Origin of the sequence: Cognatilysobacter terrigena, assembly GCF_004361065.1 — a bacterium.
In the GTDB taxonomy this organism is placed as follows: domain Bacteria; phylum Pseudomonadota; class Gammaproteobacteria; order Xanthomonadales; family Xanthomonadaceae; genus Cognatilysobacter; species Cognatilysobacter terrigena.
Genome location: NZ_SELT01000013.1, coordinates 26,189 through 44,344, shown reverse-complemented (window position 1 = coordinate 44,344; position 18,156 = coordinate 26,189). Strand labels below are relative to the sequence as shown.

Sequence of the window (18,156 nt, the reverse complement as noted above, 5' to 3'; positions counted from 1 at the left end):
ATCGGCGCGGTGCGCTCAGATCTCTTCGACCACGATGTTGCGGTTGGTGTAGATGCAGACGTCGCCGGCGATGTTCAGCGCTTCGGTGACGATGCTGCGGGCGTCGAGCTGCGTATGCCCGACAAGCGCGCGCGCGGCGGACAGTGCATACGCACCGCCCGAGCCGATCGCGACGATGCCGTCCTCGGGCTCGATCACGTCGCCGGTGCCGGAGACGATCAGCGAGGTTTCCTTGTCGGCGACGCACAACAGCGCTTCGAGCTTTCCGAGGCGACGCTCGGTGCGCCAGTCCTTGGCCATCTCGACCGCGGCGCGCGTGAGCTGGCCATGCTTCTCGAGCTTGGATTCGAAGAGTTCGAACAGGGTGAACGCGTCGGCCGCGGCGCCGGCGAAGCCGGCGAGCACCTGGCCTTCGCGGCCGAGGCGACGCACCTTGCGCGCGTTCGCCTTCATCACGGTGTTGCCGAGCGTCACCTGGCCATCGCCACCGACGGCGACGTGCCCATCGCGACGCACCGACAGGATGGTCGTCGCGTGGAAGACGTGGGGGTTCTGCGAGGGGTCCATGCGGGCTCCGGAAGCCGGCGGCGCCGGCGTTCACCCGACATGAGGGTGGCGGCCTCGGCGTTCAAGACGCGCCAGTGCCGCATGGATCGCCCGGAGAGCTTGCGTTCGGCCGGACGCCGCGCGTCAGCCCAGCGAGGACCGCGAGTAGACGGCGTCGCCGTCGGCGTCCGTTTCGGCGGTGTCGCAGCGCAGCGCATCGAGCGCCCGCGGCCGTGAATCGACCAGCGCGGTCAGCGCCGTCACGAGCTCATCGATGTCGCAGGGCTTTTCGACGACGGGCACCGATTCATAGCCGCCCGGCAGGCAATTGGCCTCGACGCCGGTGGCGAACAGGAATGGAATCCCGCGGGCCCGCAGCAGTGCCGCGACCGGCGCGACGGACTCCTCCAGCAGCACGACGTCGAGCACTGCGGCGTCGAGCGGTTGCCAACGTGCGGCCTCGATCGCGTCCTCGACGACGGAATACGGGCCGATGACTTCCGCGCCGGCCGCTTCGAACGAACGCGCGAACTCGTCGGCCATCAGGAACTCGTCCTCGACGATGAGCACGCGCCGCGATTCCAGGCGCCGCGTCACGGGCGACGCTCCATCGCACGCAGGTTCGACGTGTCGTCGATGCGCGACGCGGCGCGGCACGTGCGCCCTACGTGACGATCGCGTCGCATCGTGGCGTCGGACATGTGGCGGGTGGGTGCGCTGACCGCGCCGCCTTCGCAGTCGCGTCGTGCGATGTGGAGCGATCGGCGGCGCAGGCGTTTCAACCGCGCCACCCGTTTGTGCGTGAACTCAACCGCCCCGCCTGCGGCGCGCCGGATCATGGCAGTAGTCATTGAATTCAACCGAGTGCGTGGATTGCGCAGATCCCGCCAGAGGGCGGAGCGGACTCGGTTGTGTGCCGGGGGCGCCAGGTACGGTCTACGCGATTGAAGCCGCGAGGAATCCGGTCGCTCGCCGCTGTGCCTCCTCCGGAGGTCGTTGCTCCGCTGATGGAGTCGCGGGGAGCGTATCCATCATGCACGAAGCGGGGTACGTGAACGTGAAGCCCTGCGTTCAGCCCCGCAGCGACGACGCGGCTCACGTCGTCGCTGCGGTCGGGCTCACCAGACCTCGCAGCGATCCGCGTCGGGCCGGACCATGGCGTCGCCCGCCTTGCATTCGAACGCTTCGCGGAACTCCGGCAGATTCGACAGCGGGCCGTTGACGCGGTACTTCGCGACCGGATGGGGGTCGCCCTGGATCATGGTGCGCTGCGTTTCAGGGCGTGTTTCGTCGCCGCGCCACTGGCCCCAGGCGATGAAGAACTGCTGCTCCGGCGTGTAGCCGTCGATGGTCGGCTCCGGACCCTTGCCCTCGCGCGACTTCTGATACGCGCGATACGCGATCTTCGCGCCGGCGAGGTCGCCGATCGATTCGCCGAGCACGAGCTTGCCGTTGTGGTGCAGGCCCGGTGCGATGAAGGTGTTGTCGAACTGCTTGACGACGCACTGCCCCTTGGCGGCGAACTGCGCGTTGTCGTTCGGCGTCCACCAGTTCTGCAGGCGGCCCTGCGCGTCGAACTGCGCGCCCTGGTCGTCGAAACCGTGGCTGATCTCGTGGCCGATGACGACGCCGATCGCGCCGTAGTTCACCGCGTCGGTCGCGTTTACGTCGAACGCCGGCGGCTGCAGGATGCCGGCGGGGAACACGATCTCGTTGAGCAGCGGGTTGTAGTACGCGTTCGACGTCGGCGGCGTCATGCCCCAGCGCGCGCGATCGACCGGCTTGCCGATCTGCGCGCGGTCGTCGGTCACGTTCCAGCGCAGCGCCGCCTCGCGATCGTTCCAGTACGACGCACGCGACAGGCGCACGCCGTCGTAGCTCTTCCACTTGTCGGGGTAGCCGATCTTCGGATTGAAGGTCGACAGCTTTTCCAGCGCTTTCGTCTTGGTCTCGGGGCTCATCCATGCGAGCCCGTCGATGGTGTCGTGCATGGCGAGCAGGATGTTCTTGACCATGTCCTGCATGCGCGCCTTGGCTTCCGGCGGGAAGTACTTCTCGACGTAGGCATGGCCGAGCGCATCCCCGAGCAGCGCGTCGGTATCCTCCGCGCAGCGCTTCCAGCGAGGTTTCATCTCGGTCGCGCCGCTCAGGTACTTGCCGTAGAAGGCGAAGTTCTGGGCGACGAAGGGTGTCGGCAGCGTGTCGGCGGACGCATTAAGCACCTGCCAGCGCAGGTAGGTGCGCCACTGGTCGACGGGCGTCGACGCGAGTTCGCGGTTGAACTGCTGCACGAAACGCGGCTGGGTGACGTTGAGGTCGGCGCGCGGGATGCGCGCGGCGTCGAAATACGCGCCCCAGTCGAAGGCCGGCGCGAGCGCCTGCAGCTGCGCGAACGTCATCGTGTGGTCCTGCTGCTTGGGATCGCGCAGCGCCACGTTGTCGAGCGAGGCTTCGGCGAGCCGCTTCTCGAACGCGAATACCGTGGCCGCGTTCGCCTTGGCGACGTTCGGCTTCGCGCCGGCGAGTTCGAACATCTTCGCGACATGCTCGAGATATTTCGCGCGCGCTTCGACGAAGCGTGCGTCGGGCTTGAGGTAGTAGTCGCGGTCGGGCATGCCGATGCCGGCCGCGCCGATCTGTGCCACCACCTGCGTCGGGTTGTGCAGGTCCTGCCCGGAGTTGAGGGCGAACGGCGCGGCGATGCCGACGTCGTTGAGGTGGCCGATCACGCGCTGCACGTCGGCGCGGCTCTTCATGCCGCTCACGTCGTCGAGCAGCTTCTGCGCGGGCGCCATGCCGCGCGCGTCGATCGCATGCTCGTCCATGCAGGCGGCGTAGTAGTCGCCCGAGAGCTGCTGCGCGCTGCCCTGCGGCCAGTCCGTCTTCGCCGACACCTCGGTAAGGATGTCGCGCACGTGCTCCTTGTTGACCTCGCCGGACTCCCAGCGCCGGCTCCATCGATCCATGTAGCTCGGGATCGGATGCTGCTTGCGCCATGCTCCGTTCGCGAAATCGAAGAAGTCGGTGCAGGCGTTGGCGTCGCGGTTGATGTCCTGCGGAAGGATGCCGTGCAGCGAGCCGGCGGACGCGGTGCCGGCAGCGACGAGGAGGACGAGCGAAAGACGGGAACGCGGCATGGCACCACTTCCATTGGGGGATGTCCGAGCATCGCGGTCGGGCGGGCTGTCTGCCTATGCCGGAGGTCCCGGAACCGCGCGCTCACGCCGCTCTTCGGACGAGCGGCCGGCGCCTGACGCGATCAGCGCTTGCGTCGCGCGCGCGGGTGCGCGGCGTCGTAGACCTTGGCGAGGTGCTGGTAGTCGAGGTGCGTGTAGATCTGCGTCGTCGACAGGTCGGCATGGCCGAGCAGCTCCTGCACGCCACGCAGGTCGCCGGACGATTCGAGGATGTGGCTGGCGAACGAGTGCCGCAGCATGTGCGGGTGCACCTGCTTGAACAGGCCCTGCCGTTCGGCGAGCTGGCGCACGCGCAGTTGCACCGCGCGCGGCGTGATCGACGCATTGCCGCGTCCGGGAAAGACGGGGTCGTCGTTCTTCGCACCGGTCGAGGCGCGCCAATCGGCCAGCGCGGCGCGCGCATGCGAGCCGACCGGCACGGTGCGTTCGCGGCGGCCCTTGCCGTGCACGGTGACGAGGCCGTCGTCGAGATCGATCTGCGACCAGCGCAGGCCGCAGAGTTCCGACAGGCGCAGGCCGGACGAATAGAACAGTTCGAGCAGCGCGCGATCGCGCAGGCCCAGCGGCGCGTCGACCGGCGTTTCGACCAGCGTCTTCGCTTCGTCCGGATCGAGCACGCGCGGCAGCTTGCGCGGCGCTTTGGGCGCGCGCAGGCCGGCGACGGGATTCGCGGCGATGCGACCGTGGCGCAGCATCCAGCCGTAGAAGCTGCGACACGCCGAGAGTCGACGCTGTAGCGTCTTCGGCGAACAGCCGCGACGGTGCTCGTCGGCGATGAAGGCGCGCAGGTGTTCGCCGTCGAGCGACTCGATGGCGAGACTCTTCGCGGTCGACCAGCCGGTCAGCGATGCAAGATCGCGTCGGTATGCGTCGAGCGTGTGCGCGGACACCTGGCGTTCGCCCGCGAGATGCGCGAGGAACGCCTCGACGGACGCCGGCGTGGCGACGTCCGCGGTGGCGACGTCAGTCGACATACCTCGACAGCGCCGCGCCCAGCGACTCGCCCATCATGCGCAGGAACAGCGTGCCCATGCCGGGATAGAAACGGTTCGGATCGCGGCTGCCGACCGCGACCATCGCGAGGCCCTGCGCCGAGAACAGCGCGGTGGACTGCGCGTCGTCGGTGCGATCGCCGTAGAGCACGTCCTGCTTGGCCGGCTGCAGGCGGCCGCACAGCGGCTCGTCGCCCGCGAGGAAATCCGCGAACGGCTTGAAGCGCAGGTCGCCGGGGCCGATGACGTCCAGCCAGTCCGCCGGCTCGATGCCGTCGATGGGCTTGAGCAGCACGATGCGCAAGAGGTCGCCGCTGAAGTCTTCCGCGAGCGACGCCGCCATCGCGCGCAGCGTGTCCATCGCAGTGCCTTGGCGCATCAGCGCGATCGTGAGCTGGTGGATGCGCACGGACAGGCGTTCGTTCTCCTGCGCGTTCGCGAACAGCTCCTGCAGGCGACGCGTGAGTTCGCGGTTCTTCTCGCGCAGCACTTCGAGCTGGTAGCTCGCCAGCGACGCGGCCGGGCCCGATTCGCGCGGGACGACGAGCGACGCGGCCAGGTCCGGGAACTGCCGCAGGAATTCGGGATGCCGCCGCAGCCACGTCGCGACTTCGTGCGCGCCGAGCTTTTCGGTGCTGTCGGTCATTCGAGCCAATCTCCTTCGAAAACGAATGCGGCCGGGCCGGTCATCGCGACGCTCCCGTCGTCCGACGGCCATTCGATGCGCAGCGTGCCGCCGGGCAGCGCGACGTCGACAGCGCGCTCGACCCAGCCGCGTCGCATCGCGGTCACCGCGGCCGCGCAGGCGCCGCTGCCGCAGGCGAGCGTTTCACCGACGCCGCGCTCGTAAACGCGCAGGCGCAGGTGGCCGCGATCGACGACCTGCACGAAACCGACGTTCACGGAATCGGGGAACGCGGGATCGCGCTGCACGGCGGGCCCGAGCGTGTCGACCGGCGCGATGTCGACGTCGTCGACGCGGATCACCGCATGCGGGTTGCCCATCGACGCGGCGGAAAAGCGCACGTCGCGATCGTCGACGCGCAACACGTACTCGTCCGCAGCGTCGAAGCCGGCGAGCGGCACGTCGGCGGGCGCGAAGCGCGGCCGGCCCATGTCGAGGCGCACGCGATCGTCGCCGATGAACTCGACGGCATGGCGACCGGCGGGGCTGGTGACGTCGAAACGCTCCGGCAGCGACGAGCCGCGGGACGCCGCATCGCGACGCAACCACGCGGCGACGCAGCGCGCGCCGTTGCCGCACTGGCCGGCGCGGCTGCCGTCGGCGTTGAAGATGCCGTAGCGCGCGACGACGGACGCGTCGTCGGCGCGTTCGATCGTCAGGATCTGGTCGCAGCCGACGCCGGTGTGGCGGTCGGCGAGCGCGCGGCACAGCGCCGGCGACGGCGCATCGCGGCCGTCGCGCAGGTCGAGCACGACGAAGTCGTTGCCCGCGCCGTGCATCTTGGTGAAGCGCATGGCCTTACGGCGTCGGCGGCGGGCTCGACGGCGGCGGTGTGGTGTTGCCGGCGTCGCTGGCGTCGCCCTCGGGCGGGGTCGCGCTCTGCTGGTCGTTCAGCGTTTCGGGCGTCGGCGGCGTGGCCGGCGGCGATTCCACGGGCGGCGCCTGTTCCGGCGGCGGCGCGGTCGGGAGCACGAGCGGACCCTTGTTGCCGCAGGCGGCGAGACCGAGGGACAGGAGGGCGACGACGAGGATTCGGGGCTTCATGCGGCGAGTGTAGCGCGAGGCCGCGACGGCCCCGCGCTCACGCGGTCGCAGTGGCACCGACCATCCGCCCGCCGCGCAGCGCATGCCGTGCCCCGATCGCGATCGGCACGCCGAACAGCAGCGTGTGCGACGCCAGATCGAGCACCGTCGACAGCGGCTTGAACACCACCGGGCGGGGATACGCCGAGAGTGGCAGCACCGCGAGGCGCATCACCAGGAACACCACGACGCCGAACGCGATGCCGGCGACCACCGGATGCGCGACCAGCGCGGGCATGCGCCGCGCCGCGAGCAGGAACAGGACGGCCCACAGCAGCGCGAGGGCGAAGTGCGAGACGAAGCCGAGCGCGGCGGTCGCGGTGCCGCCGTCGTAGGCCGCATTGCCGAGCCAGCCGCTCGCGATGGTCTGCATCACGAAGACCGGGCTCTTGCCGTAGGCACCGGCGAAGCAAAAGGCGAAGGTGAGGTCGAGCAGGCCGGCGAGCAGGCCGCCGAGCACGAGGGGACGCCAGGACACGTTCGACATCGCGCACTCCGCGCGCCGGGCGGGCGCCGGCGGTGTCGCCACCCTGCCATCGCGTGGATCGCGGCGGTGACCGCACGTCGGAGATACGCGTGGGACCAGGCCCCGCGCGCGTACGCGGCGCGAAGCCATCCGGATGCGGCCCGTGAGACGACTCGGCCTTCGTCGCGCCGCGCAGCGAACGCGGCGCGCCGGCGTCACTTCAACGGCGTTGCGGTATCGGCCACGTGGAGCTGGTCGAGCGCGAACGCGTACATCTCGGCGAGTTCGCGATAACGGCGGAAACGCCCCGACTTGCCACCGTGGCCCGCGTCCATGTTGGTGCGGAACAGGATCGGGTTGTTCGACGTATCAAGATCGCGCAGGCGCGCCACGTACTTCGCCGGCTCCCAGTACTGCACCTGCGAATCCCAGAGACCCGTGCCGACGAACATCGCCGGATAGGCCTGCTTCGACAGGTTGTCGTACGGCGAATACGACAGCATGTAGTCGTAGAAGTCCTTCTTCTCCGGGTTGCCCCACTCGTCGTATTCGTTGGTCGTGAGCGGGATGGTGGGATCGAGCATCGTCGTCACCACGTCCACGAACGGCACCTGCGACAGAATCAGGCGGTACTTGTCGGGCGCCATGTTCGAGATCGCGCCCATCAGCAGGCCACCCGCGCTGCCGCCGTATGCGGCAACGCGATCCTTCGCGGCATAGCCCTGCTTCACCAGGTCGTCGGTGACGTCGATGAAGTCGGTGAAGGTGTTCTTCTTGTTGAACAGCTTGCCGGCTTCGTACCAGCGACGCCCCATCTCCTCGCCGCCGCGGATGTGCGCGATCGCATACACCACGCCGCGATCGAGCAGGCTCACCACTGGCAGGTTGAAGCCCGGATCCATCGACGCGCCGTAGCTGCCATAGCCGTACTGCAACAGCGCGGCGGTCCCGTCCTTCTTGAAGCCCTTCTTGTAGACCAGCGACACTGGGATCTTCGTGCCGTCGCGCGCCGTCGCCCAGACGCGCTCGGTGACGTACTTCGACGCGTCGTAACCGATCACCGGCTGCTGCTTGAGCAGGTTGCGCTCGCCGGTGCGGGTGTTGACCTCGTACGTCGTCGCCGGCGTAGTGAGCGAGGTGTAGGTGTAGCGCAGCCAGTCGGTCTCGGGCTCGGCGTTGGTCGACAGGCCCATGCTGTACGCCGGCTCGTCGGCCTTGACGTACTCCTGCGAGCCGTCGGCCTTGAGCACCCGCAGGCGTTCGAGACCGTTGGAGCGCTCGGCGATGGCGGTGAAATCGCGGAACAGCTCGAAGTCGTCGATGAAGACATCGTCGCTAGTCGCGATCCACTCCTTCCATTCCTTGCGCGAGCGGGCCTCGCTGGGCGCGGTCATGAGCTTGAAGTTCTTCGCGCCCGCCTCGTTGGTGCGGATCACCCAGCGACCTGCGTAATGATCGGCGCTGTATTCGACGTCGCGCTCGCGCGGCGCGAACACGAAGAACTCCTTCGGGTCCGCGGCCGGCGCGCAACGCATTTCGTCGGACACCGTGCTGCTCATCGAGATGCAGATGAACTTGTCGTCGCGCGTGCGATCGAGGCCCATGTAGAAGCTGTCGTCCTCTTCCTCGTAGACGACCGGGTCCTGCGCGACGGGCGTGCCGAGCACGTGCTTCTTGACGCGCTTGGTCAGCAGCGTTTCCGGATCGTTCTCGATGTAGAAGATCGTGCGGCTGTCGTCGGCCCAGACGATGTCGGGCGACGCGCCTTCGATGGCCTCGGGATAGATCTCGCCCGTTTCGAGGTTCTTGAAGCGGATGACGTACTGGCGGCGGCCGACGGCATCGTCCGCATACGCGAGCAGGCGGTTGTCCTCGCTGACCTCGTAGACGCCGACGCTGTAGTAGTCCTTGCCGGACGCGAGCGCGTTGACGTCGAGCAGCACCTGCTCGTCCTTGAAGTCGCCGGCATCATTGGCCTTCTGGATCGACGCGGCATCGACGCCCTGCGCATCGCGGCGTCGCGCATGTACCGGGTAGTCCTTGCCGGCCTCGAAGCGCGAGTAGTACCAGTAGCCCTTGTGACGGAACGGCACCGAGCTGTCGTCCTGCTTGATGCGGCCGACGATCTCATCGTACAGGCGATCCTCGACCGGCTTCAGGCGCTGCATGTACGCGTCGACGTAGGCGTTCTCCGCGTTGAGGTACGCCAGCATTTCCGGATTCTTTCGCGTGTCGTCGCGAAGCCAGTAGTACTCGTCGCTGCGCTCGGCGCCGAACGGCGCCTTGACGGTGTGCGGCTTCTTGGCGACGTCGGGCGGCGTCGGGAGGTTGGCGGCGTTCGAAGTGGTGGTCATCAGCGCGAGCGTGAGGAGCGTCAGGAAGGTGCGCATTGTGCGATTCCTTTCGGCAAGAAAAAGACAAGGCCGCCCGGAGGCGGCCGTTCGGTCATCCCATTGCGCGGGCGACGATCACTTGCCGCCCAGCGTCGACCACAGGAACGTATAGGCCAGCGCGTTCATGTGCGCGAGCTGCGCATTGTCCGCCGCACCGCCGTGGCCGCCTTCGATGTTCTCGTAGTAGCGCACGTTCTTGCCGGCATCGAGCATCTTCGCGGCCATCTTGCGCGCATGCGCCGGATGCACGCGGTCGTCGCGCGTGGAGGTCATGAACAGCGTGGGCGGATACGTCTTCGCCGGGTCGAACAGGTGGTACGGCGAGAAGTGCTGGATGAAGTCCCAGTCCGACGTGTCGGGGTCGCCGTACTCCGCCATCCACGACGCACCCGCCAGCAGGTGGCTGTAGCGCTTCATGTCGAGCAGCGGCACCTGTACGACGACGGCGCCGAACAGCTCCGGATACTGCGTGAGCATGTTGCCCATCAGCAGGCCGCCGTTGCTGCCGCCCTGGATGCCGAGGTGCTTGGGCGACGTGATCTTGCGTGCGATCAGGTCCTGCGCGACCGCCGCGAAATCCTCGTACGCCTTGTGGCGATTGGCCTTAAGCGCGGCCTGGTGCCAGCGCGGGCCGTACTCGCCGCCGCCGCGGATGTTGGCGACGACGTAGACGCCGCCCTGCTCCAGCCAGCCCTTGCCGACGCCGCCGGAATACGCGGGCGTCAGCGAGATCTCGAAGCCGCCGTAGCCGTAGAGCAGCGTCGGCGTCGTGCCATCGAGCTTCAGGTCCTTCGGACGGACGATGAAGTACGGGACTTTCGTGCCGTCCTTCGACGTCGCGAAGTGCTGTTCGATCACGTCCTTCGTCGCGTCGAAGAACGTCGGCATCGTCTTCAGCACTTCAGGCTGCTGGCCGACGGTGGCGAGCGAGAGCGTGGTCGGCGTGAGGTAGTCCGTCGCCGTCAGCCACACCGCATCGCTCTCGTCCGGATCGACCGCGGTGACGCCGAGCGTGCCGAACGCGGGCGCGCCGGTGAACGGCGTGCGCGACCAGCCGTTCGCGGTCGGTGTCAGCACGCTCAGGCGGTTCTTGACGTCCTCGAGCACGTTGAGCACGAGGTGATGGCGCGTCCACGTCGCGCTCGCGAGCGAGCTGTGCTCATCGGGCGCGAACAGCACCTCGAAGTCGCGCTTGCCGGCCATGAAGTCGTCGAACTTCGTGGCGAGCAGGCTGCCGGCCGCGTAGGTCTTGCCGTTGACCGTGTACGGCTCGCGCAGTTCGAGCGTCAGCCATTCGCGGTGCACGCTCTTCTGCGCGGAGTTCGGCGCGTCGATCTTCGTGAGCGTTCCGTCCTTGCCGCGCAGGAAGAGTTCGTCGTTGTAGAAGGCGATCGTGCGGCTGACGAAGTCGCGCTCGAAGCCCGGCGTGCTGTCGTGCAGCGCCGCGATGTACATGTCGTCGTTGGTGCCTTCGTACACCGTCTTCGCCGACGCCAGCGGCGTGCCGCGCGTCCACTCCTTGGCGATGCGCGGGTAGCCCGACGGCGTCATCGAGCCCGGGCCGAAGTCGGTGTAGACGTAGACGTGGTCGCGGTCGATCCAGTCGAGGCCGCCCTTGGCTTCGGGGCGGAAAAAGCCGCCGTCGACGAACGACTTCGTGGACAGATCGAACTCGCGCGTGACGTCCGCATCGGCGCCGCCGTTCGACAGCGCGACGAGGCAGCGCACGTAGTCCGGCTTGAGGCAGTTCGCGCCGTGGAAGACCCACTTCGCGTTTTCCTTCGCATTGAGCGCGTCGACGTCGAGCACCGTCTCCCACTGCGGATGCGGCTTGCGGTATTCCTCGAGCGTGGTGCGACGCCAGACGCCGCGTTCGTGCTGCGCGTCCTTCCAGAAGTTGTAGTAGTACGGGCCGATCTTCTCGACCGCCGGAATCTTCGCGTCCGAATCGAGGATCGCGCGGATCTGCGTCTCGAGCGACTGGAAGCGCGTCGTCGTCGCGAGTTCGGCTTCGGTCTTGGCGTTGTGCTCGCGCACCCAGGCGAGCGCGCGGTCGCCGGTGACGTCTTCGAGCCAGAGGTAGGGATCGGGGGTTTGCTGCACGGCGGCCTCCTGCGCGCTCGCGGCGCCCGCGGTGGCCAGTACGGTGGCGAGAAGGACTCCGGTCGTACGTCGTGTCATCGCGTCGGGCGGTTCGGGAAAGCCCGGACGCTAGCACAGCCGCCGGACCTCGCCGGCGCACGACGGTCACGCCGCGCGGCGAACCTCGACGCGATGCGCAGGACGCACGCGACGACGCGCCTGCGGAGCCGTGCGTCGCGACGTCACCGCGACGGGCACCGGCGCGCCCTCGACCGCACGACGCGGCATCGCGAATCCGTGCAACGCCCACCACGCGACCGCCGGCATGCCGATCAGCCACATCGGCAGCCACCCCAGCGCCGAGTCGCCCCGCGCTGCCGGCAACAGCACGACCAGCACCGTGCCGACTGCGAGCACGGTGCAGAGAATTTCGTCGAGAACGGACAGCGGAGCGCGGGCTTCGGTCGACATGACGGCGGTCGGTGGTGGACAGGGGTCCACCATCGCGGCCGCTCATCTCACGGGCTGCGATGCCACCGCTTGGCCGGACGAACGGCCGATCGACAGACGATGGCGTCGCTCAGCGCCCGTACTTGCCCAGCGAGAGTTCGAGGTGCGTGATCGCCTGCTGGCGCAGCGCGGCAGGTTCCACGATCTCGGCATCAGCGCCGTAATGCATGACGTCCATCAGCAGCTCGCGTTCGGTGCTGTACGGCACCTTGAGCTCGTAGCGCCCGTCCGGCAGGAACCGGCCCTGCTGCTGCGAATGCCAGTGCTCGTCGGCGACCCAGCGCGCGGACTTCGGCGAGAACAGGATCGTCGCCCAGCCCTTGGGCGCACCGCTGAAGATGCCGTAGCTCGACGACAGCTGGCGATCCAGCTCCTCGTCCGGCACGTCTTTCGCCGGCTCGTCGGACACCTTGGCGCTCTGCACGCGGTCGACGGCGAAACTGCGCAGCGCTTCGCGCTCGTGGTCCCAGGCGTCGAGGTACCAGTTCTCGCGGTAGTGCGTGAGGCGCTGCGGGGAGACGGTGCGACGGGTCTTCTCGTCGGTCGAACGTGCGCGGTAATCGAACACCAGCTGGCGACGGTCGAGCACCGCGGTGGCGACGTTGCGGAAGCTCGCTTCGTCGAGGCGACGGCGGCGATGCGGAATGACGCGCACGCGCTCGACCGGCACGCGACGGCCGCCCGCATGCTCGCCGAGCAGTTTCTCGATGCGCTGCTGCAGCGGCGCCAGCGCGTTCGACAGCACGCCGCCACCCGAGCGCACCAGCAACTGCTGGGCGGCGAGCAGTGAATAGAGTTCTTCGGACGACAGCCACAGGCCCGGCAGCTCGAAGCGCGTGCCGTCGCTGTGGTCGTAGCGGAAGCCGGCCTCGCCGTTACCGACGACGGGCGCCATCAGGTAGTCGCGCAGGTAGGCGAGGTCGCGGTAGACCGTCGCGCGCGAGCACTGCAGCTCTTCCTGCAGGCGCTGCACCGTCACCGGATAGCGCGAGGCGCTCAGGATGCGGTGCAGGGCGTGGATGCGTTCGATGCGTTCCATCAGGGATCAATCTCGGAGCCGGCTGCGACTAAGGATGGCACCCCGCGCAGGTCAGCGGCTAGGGGCGGGAGGGGGAGCGGCAGTGTGGCCGCGCGCTGGACGCAGCATCGTGAAAGGCCGGAAGCGGCACGGGACGGCGCCCCCGTCGGGCACAATGGCGCGATGCGCGGCCCTTCCGAACCGGTGATCGACACCTCCCCGACACCGGGTGACGAGGTCCGCACCACCACCTGCTACATGTGCGCCTGCCGCTGCGGTATCAAGGTCTGGCTGCAGGGCGGTCGGATCCGGTACATCCAGGGCAACCCCGAGCACCCGGTCAACAAGGGCGTCCTCTGCGCCAAGGGCTCCGCCGGGATCATGCAGCACTACTCCCCCGCCCGGCTCTCCCGGCCGCTCAAGCGCGTCGGCGAGCGCGGCAAGGGCGAGTTCGAGGAGATCAGCTGGGACGAGGCGCTCGACCTCGCGACGTCCTGGCTCAAGCCGATCCGCGAGCGCAATCCGGACGAGCTGGCCTTCTTCACCGGCCGCGACCAATCGCAGGCGCTGACCGGCTGGTGGGCGCAGCAGTTCGGCACGGTGAACTACGCCGCACACGGCGGCTTCTGCTCGGTGAACATGGCCGCGGGCGGGCTCTACACGCTGGGCGGCAGCTTCTGGGAATTCGGCGAACCGGACTGGGAACGCACGCGCTACCTGATGCTCTGGGGCGTCGCCGAAGACCACGACTCCAACCCGATCAAGCTCGGCCTCGGCCACCTGAAGGCGCGCGGCGCGAAGATCGTGTCGGTCAATCCTGTGCGCACCGGCTACGGCGCGATAGCGGACGAGTGGATCGGCATCCGCCCCGGCACCGACGGCCTGTTCGCGTTCGCGCTGATCCACGAGCTGCTGCGCACCGACCGCATCGACCTCGACTACCTCGTGCGCTACACGAACGCGCACTGGCTGGTGATCCGCGATCCGGGTGCCGCGGATGACGGTCTGTTCGCGCGCGATGGCGAAGGTCGTCCGCTGTGTTTCGATCGTTCGAGCGGTGTGCCGGTCGACGCGAATTCGATCGATGTGCAGCCCGCGGTCGTCGGCGAATACACGCTGGCCGACGGCCGCATCGCCGTGCCGTCGTTCCAACTGCTCGCCGAGCGCTATCTCGATCCGCAGTATTCGCCGGATGCGGTCAGCGAACGCTGCGGCATCCCCGCCGACACGATCCGTCGCATCGCGCGCGAGCTCGCGGAGAACGCGTTCGACCACGAGATCCGTCTGCCGGTGCAATGGACGGATGCATGGGGCCGCGAACACGCCGAGATGGTCGGCCGCCCCGTGTCGATGCACGCCATGCGCGGCATCAGCGCGCATAGCAATGGCTTCCACACCTGCCGCGCGCTGCACGTACTGCAGCTGCTGCTCGGCGCAGTCGATACGCCCGGCTCGTTCCGCTACCAGCCGCCGTTTCCGAAACCGATCCCGCCGCCGAACCGGCCCGGGCGCGCGCGGCAGGCGAACGGCGTGCTCGACGCCGCGCCGCTCGGTTTCGTGCACGGCCCGGAGGATCTCGTCGTCGACGAACACGGCCAGCCGCGCCGTATCGACCACGCGTTCTCGTGGAGCTACCCGCTCGCCGCGCACGGGATGATGCACACCGTCATCCGCAACGCCTGGGCGCGCGATCCGTACAGGATCGACACGCTCATGATGTTCATGGCGAACATGAGCTGGAACTCGTCGATGAACACCGCCGAGACCATCGGCTGGCTCACCGACAAGGATGAGAACGGCGAGTACCGCATCCCGCGCATCATCTACTGCGATGCGTTCTCGTCGGAGATGGTCGCCTACGCCGACCTCGTGTTCCCTGATCCGACGTATCTCGAGCGCTTCGATTCGATCTCGCTGCTCGATCGCCCGATCTCCGACGCCGACGGCGCGGCCGATGCGATCCGCCATCCACTGTTCGATCCGGCGACGCAGCCTGATGCGCAGGGCCGTCCGCGCGACATCCGCGGCTTCCAGAGCGTGCTGATCGATCTCGGCGCGCGGCTCGGCTTCCCGGGCCTCGTCAACGAGGACGGCACGGCGAAGTACCGCGACTACGCCGACTACATCGTCCGCCACGAACGCGCGCCGGGTGTGGGTCTGCTCGCCGGTTGGCGCGGCGCCGACGGTTCGCAGGAAGCGAAAGGTGCGCCGAATCCCGCGCAGCTCGACACCTACATCGCCAACGGCGGTTTCTGGCGGAGCGAGATCCCCGAGCACGCGCGCTATTACAAGATGGCCAACCGCGGCTATCTCGACTGGGCGCAGCAGATGGGCTTCCTCGGCGGTGGCGCGCCGATCGTGCAGCAGCTCTACTCGGAGACGCTGCAGAAGTTCCGCCTCGCCGCGCAGGGCCATGGCGCGAACGTGCCGCCGCCGGAGCACCGCGAGCGCGTCGCCACCTACTTTGATCCCTTGCCGATCTGGTACGAGCCGTTCGAGCACGCGCAGCTCGGCGATGCGGCGTCGCGCGACTTCCCGCTCAGCGCGATCACGCAGCGCCCGATGTTCATGTACCACGCCTGGCATTCGCAGAACGCCTGGCTGCGGCAGATCGCCACGCGCAACTATCTCTACCTGCATCCCGACACGGCGAAACGCCATGGCATCGGCGATGAGGACTGGATCGACGTGACGTCGCACCACGGCACGATCACCGTGCAGGCGCGCACCGCATCGAACGTGCAGCCCGATACCGTGTGGACGTGGAACGCGATCGGCAAGCGTCGTGGTGCGTGGAAGCTGCCGAAGGACGCGCCGGAAGCGACCAAGGGCTTCCTGCTCAACCACCTGATCTCCGACATCACGCCCAGGGGCGACTACGCGAACGCCGATCCCGTGACCGGCCAGGCCGCGTGGTTCGACCTGCGCGTGCGCATCGCGCCGTCCGCGTCGCACGACGCGCAGTCGCATCCGCAGTTCGCACCGCTGCCGCACGGCCGCGTCGACGACGCGCCACTGCGCTACGGCGCCGATTTCCGTCGCGAACGCGACACCCGCGAGGCCTCATGACGCCGCGAAAGATCATCGGCTACGCGCTCATCGCGCTCGGCTTCCTGCTCATCATCCTGCTCGGCTACGGCGTGATCGAGCCGTTCGGCGACGTGTCGGAAGCACGCGACATGGGCGGCGTGCTGACGGCGATCGCGCCGAGCCTCCTGATTCCGCTCGCGATCTTCATCGTTGGCGTCGCGCTCGCGCGCGGAGGGCGTCGCCGGTGACGATGCTGCCGCCGCCGACGCCGAAGAAGCTCGGGCTGGTCATCGACCTCGACACCTGCGTCGGCTGCCACGCCTGCGCGGTGAGCTGCAAGGAATGGAACGCAGGCGGATTCGCCGCGCCGCTGCCGGACGAGAAGCCCTACGGCGAGAAGCCGACCGGCGTGTGGTTCAACCGCGTGCACAGCTACGAGCTGGCGGCGGTGCTGGTCGACGATGCGCCGATTTCCGCGCCGTCGGAGTCCGATACGTCGATGCGTGATGCGGGGCATCTCGGTGATTTCGACCGGAGTGTCGGCCTCGACGCGGCACGCGCGCAGCCGGCGCAAGCGGACAGTCCGGACGCGACGGTCGCAAAGCGCGGCTCGGCCTGCGGTTCCATGTCAATCGCCGCCGAAGCCGCGCAACCGGCGATGACGCTGCACTTCCCGCGCTCCTGCCTGCACTGCGAGGAACCGGCCTGCGTCACCGTCTGCCCGACCGGCGCGAGCTACAAGCGCGCCGAGGACGGCATCGTGCTGGTGGACGAGAGCAAGTGCATCGGCTGCAAGCTGTGCTCGTGGGCCTGCCCCTACGGCGCGCGCGAGTACAGCAGCGTCGAGGGCGTCATGAAGAAGTGCACGCTCTGCATCGACCGCATCTACAACGAGAACCTGCCGGAAGCCGAGCGCCAGCCGGCCTGCGTGCAGGCCTGCCCGACCCGCGCGCGCCACTTCGGCGACCTCGCCGATCCCGAGTCCAAGGTGTCGAAGCTGGTCGCCGAGCGCGGCGGCGTCGATCTGATGGCATCGCTAGGCTACAAGCCGACCAACAAGTACCTGCCGCCGCGACCGCGTCGTGGTGCGACGACGGCGACGGTCACCGAGGAAGCGCTCGACACGAAGGCACTGCCGCCCGTGCTGCGCTGGCTCGACCGCGTGCTGTCGCGCTGAGGACCGCATGCATCCCGCCCTGTCCGTCATCTTTTTCACCACGCTCTCCGGCCTTGGCTATGGGCTGCTCGCATGGAGCGGCATTGCGGCACTGATCGGCACCTCGCCGCGTGCGCTGCTGTCGGCGCTCGTGCTGGGCGTGCTGATGTCGACGATCGGCCTGCTGTGCTCCGTCGGCCACCTCGGCAAGCCGCTGCGGGCCTGGCGCGCGTTCTCGCAGTGGCGCACGTCGTGGCTGTCGCGCGAAGGCGTGGTGTCGCTCGCGACGTTCGTACCCGCGCTGCTGCTCATCGCCGCGTTCCTGCCGCGCTTTCTCGCGATCGACCTCGGTGGTCCGTCGCTCACCAGTGGCATCGTGCTCGCCGTCGCCGCCGTGCTGCTCGCGGTCGGCGCGCTTGCGACCGTCTATTGCACGTCGATGATCTACGCGTCGCTCAAGCCGATCCCGGCGTGGACGCATCGCAGCGTGCCCGCGGTCTACCTGCTGTTCGCCCTCGTCTCTGGCGGAGTCGCATTCCTGACGCTGCGCGCGGTTTTCGGCGCGACGCCATCGCGTGCGACGCTCCTGCTGACGATCGTCGGCCTCGGCGCGCTCGCACTGCTCAAGGCGCGCTACTGGTCCGCGATCGATACGACGCCGCTCCCCGTCACCCGCGGCGAGGCCATCGGCCTGCCGGCGCGCGAGGTCCGCGTGTTCGAGCGCCCACACACCGAAGGCAACTTCGTGACGCGCGAGATGGTGTTCGTGCTCGCGCGCAAGCATGCCTCGCGCCTGCGTGCGTTCGCGCTGATCGCGTTCGCCACCCTGCCCGCGCTCGCGCTGGCCGCGACGTGGGTCGTTCCCGCCGCAGCGCCGACGCTGCTGGTCATCGCGACGATGTCGGTGCTCGTCGGCGCGTTCGTCGAGCGCTGGCTGTTCTTCGCGGAAGCCCGCCACCTGGTGTCGCAGTACTACTGAATCCCGCAGGGAGGTCCGC

At 68.5% G+C, this 18,156-nt stretch carries 16 protein-coding genes; 4 read left to right on the top strand and 12 right to left on the bottom strand.

Annotated elements, in window-relative coordinates; translation table 11 throughout:
- Positions 1–15: 15 nt before the first annotated feature.
- From hslV to EVS83_RS09165, 12 genes are all read right to left on the bottom strand, one after another.
- Positions 16–567, bottom strand: a complete 552-nt coding sequence (hslV, locus tag EVS83_RS09220; protein ID WP_133500751.1) for an ATP-dependent protease subunit HslV — start codon at positions 565–567, stop codon at positions 16–18.
- 123 nt (positions 568–690) lie between these two features.
- Positions 691–1,143 (bottom strand): response regulator, encoded by a 453-nt coding sequence (locus EVS83_RS09215; RefSeq protein ID WP_133500750.1) that lies wholly within the window; start codon positions 1,141–1,143, stop codon positions 691–693.
- Between the two features lie 521 nt (positions 1,144–1,664).
- A complete protein-coding gene (locus tag EVS83_RS09210; protein WP_133500749.1) occupies positions 1,665–3,683 on the bottom strand; it encodes a M13 family metallopeptidase in 2,019 nt (672 codons plus the stop codon).
- 122 nt (positions 3,684–3,805) lie between these two features.
- The gene (gene xerC, locus EVS83_RS09205; RefSeq protein ID WP_133500748.1) at positions 3,806–4,717 is read right to left on the bottom strand and encodes a tyrosine recombinase XerC; all 912 of its coding nucleotides are present in this window, start codon (positions 4,715–4,717) and stop codon (positions 3,806–3,808) included.
- A complete protein-coding gene (locus EVS83_RS09200) occupies positions 4,707–5,381 on the bottom strand; it encodes a DUF484 family protein (RefSeq protein ID WP_133500747.1) in 675 nt (224 codons plus the stop codon). The genes xerC and EVS83_RS09200 overlap by 11 nt, the downstream gene beginning before the upstream one ends.
- Entirely contained in the window at positions 5,378–6,214 is an 837-nt protein-coding gene (gene dapF / locus EVS83_RS09195) for a diaminopimelate epimerase (RefSeq protein WP_133500746.1), read from the bottom strand. The genes EVS83_RS09200 and dapF overlap by 4 nt, the downstream gene beginning before the upstream one ends.
- A 4-nt stretch (positions 6,215–6,218) precedes the next feature.
- Positions 6,219–6,464 carry an LPS translocon maturation chaperone LptM gene (gene lptM, locus EVS83_RS09190; RefSeq protein ID WP_133500745.1) on the bottom strand — a complete coding sequence of 82 codons (246 nt, stop codon included), beginning with the start codon at positions 6,462–6,464 and terminating at the stop codon, positions 6,219–6,221.
- 37 nt (positions 6,465–6,501) lie between these two features.
- Positions 6,502–6,990 carry a hypothetical protein gene (locus tag EVS83_RS09185; protein WP_133500744.1) on the bottom strand — a complete coding sequence of 163 codons (489 nt, stop codon included), beginning with the start codon at positions 6,988–6,990 and terminating at the stop codon, positions 6,502–6,504.
- 194 nt (positions 6,991–7,184) lie between these two features.
- Complete coding sequence (locus tag EVS83_RS09180) at positions 7,185–9,359, bottom strand: S9 family peptidase (protein ID WP_133500743.1); 2,175 nt, start codon at positions 9,357–9,359, stop codon at positions 7,185–7,187.
- 78 nt (positions 9,360–9,437) lie between these two features.
- Positions 9,438–11,543 carry a prolyl oligopeptidase family serine peptidase gene (locus EVS83_RS09175; protein WP_133500742.1) on the bottom strand — a complete coding sequence of 702 codons (2,106 nt, stop codon included), beginning with the start codon at positions 11,541–11,543 and terminating at the stop codon, positions 9,438–9,440.
- A 66-nt stretch (positions 11,544–11,609) separates the two neighbouring features.
- Positions 11,610–11,915, bottom strand: coding sequence for a hypothetical protein (locus EVS83_RS09170; RefSeq protein ID WP_246022833.1), 306 nt, complete (start codon positions 11,913–11,915; stop codon positions 11,610–11,612).
- A gap of 109 nt (positions 11,916–12,024) precedes the next feature.
- Positions 12,025–12,993 carry a helix-turn-helix transcriptional regulator gene (locus EVS83_RS09165; RefSeq protein WP_133500741.1) on the bottom strand — a complete coding sequence of 323 codons (969 nt, stop codon included), beginning with the start codon at positions 12,991–12,993 and terminating at the stop codon, positions 12,025–12,027.
- 162 nt (positions 12,994–13,155) lie between these two features.
- On the opposite strand from EVS83_RS09165, the gene EVS83_RS09160 reads away from it, so the two are divergent.
- Genes EVS83_RS09160 through EVS83_RS09145 form a run of 4 tightly spaced genes read left to right on the top strand, consistent with a single transcriptional unit; the run spans position 13,156 to position 18,137 of the window.
- Positions 13,156–16,041, top strand: a complete 2,886-nt coding sequence (locus EVS83_RS09160) for a molybdopterin oxidoreductase family protein (RefSeq protein WP_133500740.1) — start codon at positions 13,156–13,158, stop codon at positions 16,039–16,041.
- Entirely contained in the window at positions 16,038–16,250 is a 213-nt protein-coding gene (locus EVS83_RS09155) for a hypothetical protein (RefSeq protein WP_133500739.1), read from the top strand. Before EVS83_RS09160 ends, EVS83_RS09155 begins: the two co-directional genes overlap by 4 nt.
- A 2-nt stretch (positions 16,251–16,252) precedes the next feature.
- Complete coding sequence (locus EVS83_RS16170; RefSeq protein WP_133500781.1) at positions 16,253–17,179, top strand: 4Fe-4S dicluster domain-containing protein; 927 nt, start codon at positions 16,253–16,255, stop codon at positions 17,177–17,179.
- Positions 17,180–17,186: 7 nt separating this feature from the next.
- The gene (locus EVS83_RS09145) at positions 17,187–18,137 is read left to right on the top strand and encodes a dimethyl sulfoxide reductase anchor subunit family protein (RefSeq protein ID WP_133500738.1); all 951 of its coding nucleotides are present in this window, start codon (positions 17,187–17,189) and stop codon (positions 18,135–18,137) included.
- Positions 18,138–18,156: the final 19 nt, after the last annotated feature.

Bases quoted from the DNA above. Each gene is read 5' to 3' on its own strand.
- hslV (WP_133500751.1), bottom strand. From the start codon at position 567: ATGGACCCCTCGCAGAACCCCCACGTCTTCCACGCGACGACCATCCTG.
- EVS83_RS09210 (WP_133500749.1), bottom strand. From the start codon at position 3,683: ATGCCGCGTTCCCGTCTTTCGCTCGTCCTCCTCGTCGCTGCCGGCACC.
- xerC (WP_133500748.1), bottom strand. From the start codon at position 4,717: ATGTCGACTGACGTCGCCACCGCGGACGTCGCCACGCCGGCGTCCGTC.
- EVS83_RS09200 (WP_133500747.1), bottom strand. From the start codon at position 5,381: ATGACCGACAGCACCGAAAAGCTCGGCGCGCACGAAGTCGCGACGTGG.
- dapF (WP_133500746.1), bottom strand. From the start codon at position 6,214: ATGCGCTTCACCAAGATGCACGGCGCGGGCAACGACTTCGTCGTGCTC.
- lptM (WP_133500745.1), bottom strand. From the start codon at position 6,464: ATGAAGCCCCGAATCCTCGTCGTCGCCCTCCTGTCCCTCGGTCTCGCC.
- EVS83_RS09185 (WP_133500744.1), bottom strand. From the start codon at position 6,990: ATGTCGAACGTGTCCTGGCGTCCCCTCGTGCTCGGCGGCCTGCTCGCC.
- EVS83_RS09180 (WP_133500743.1), bottom strand. From the start codon at position 9,359: ATGCGCACCTTCCTGACGCTCCTCACGCTCGCGCTGATGACCACCACT.
- EVS83_RS09175 (WP_133500742.1), bottom strand. From the start codon at position 11,543: ATGACACGACGTACGACCGGAGTCCTTCTCGCCACCGTACTGGCCACC.
- EVS83_RS09170 (WP_246022833.1), bottom strand. From the start codon at position 11,915: ATGTCGACCGAAGCCCGCGCTCCGCTGTCCGTTCTCGACGAAATTCTC.
- EVS83_RS09165 (WP_133500741.1), bottom strand. From the start codon at position 12,993: ATGGAACGCATCGAACGCATCCACGCCCTGCACCGCATCCTGAGCGCC.
- EVS83_RS09160 (WP_133500740.1), top strand. From the start codon at position 13,156: ATGCGCGGCCCTTCCGAACCGGTGATCGACACCTCCCCGACACCGGGT.
- EVS83_RS09155 (WP_133500739.1), top strand. From the start codon at position 16,038: ATGACGCCGCGAAAGATCATCGGCTACGCGCTCATCGCGCTCGGCTTC.
- EVS83_RS16170 (WP_133500781.1), top strand. From the start codon at position 16,253: ATGCTGCCGCCGCCGACGCCGAAGAAGCTCGGGCTGGTCATCGACCTC.
- EVS83_RS09145 (WP_133500738.1), top strand. From the start codon at position 17,187: ATGCATCCCGCCCTGTCCGTCATCTTTTTCACCACGCTCTCCGGCCTT.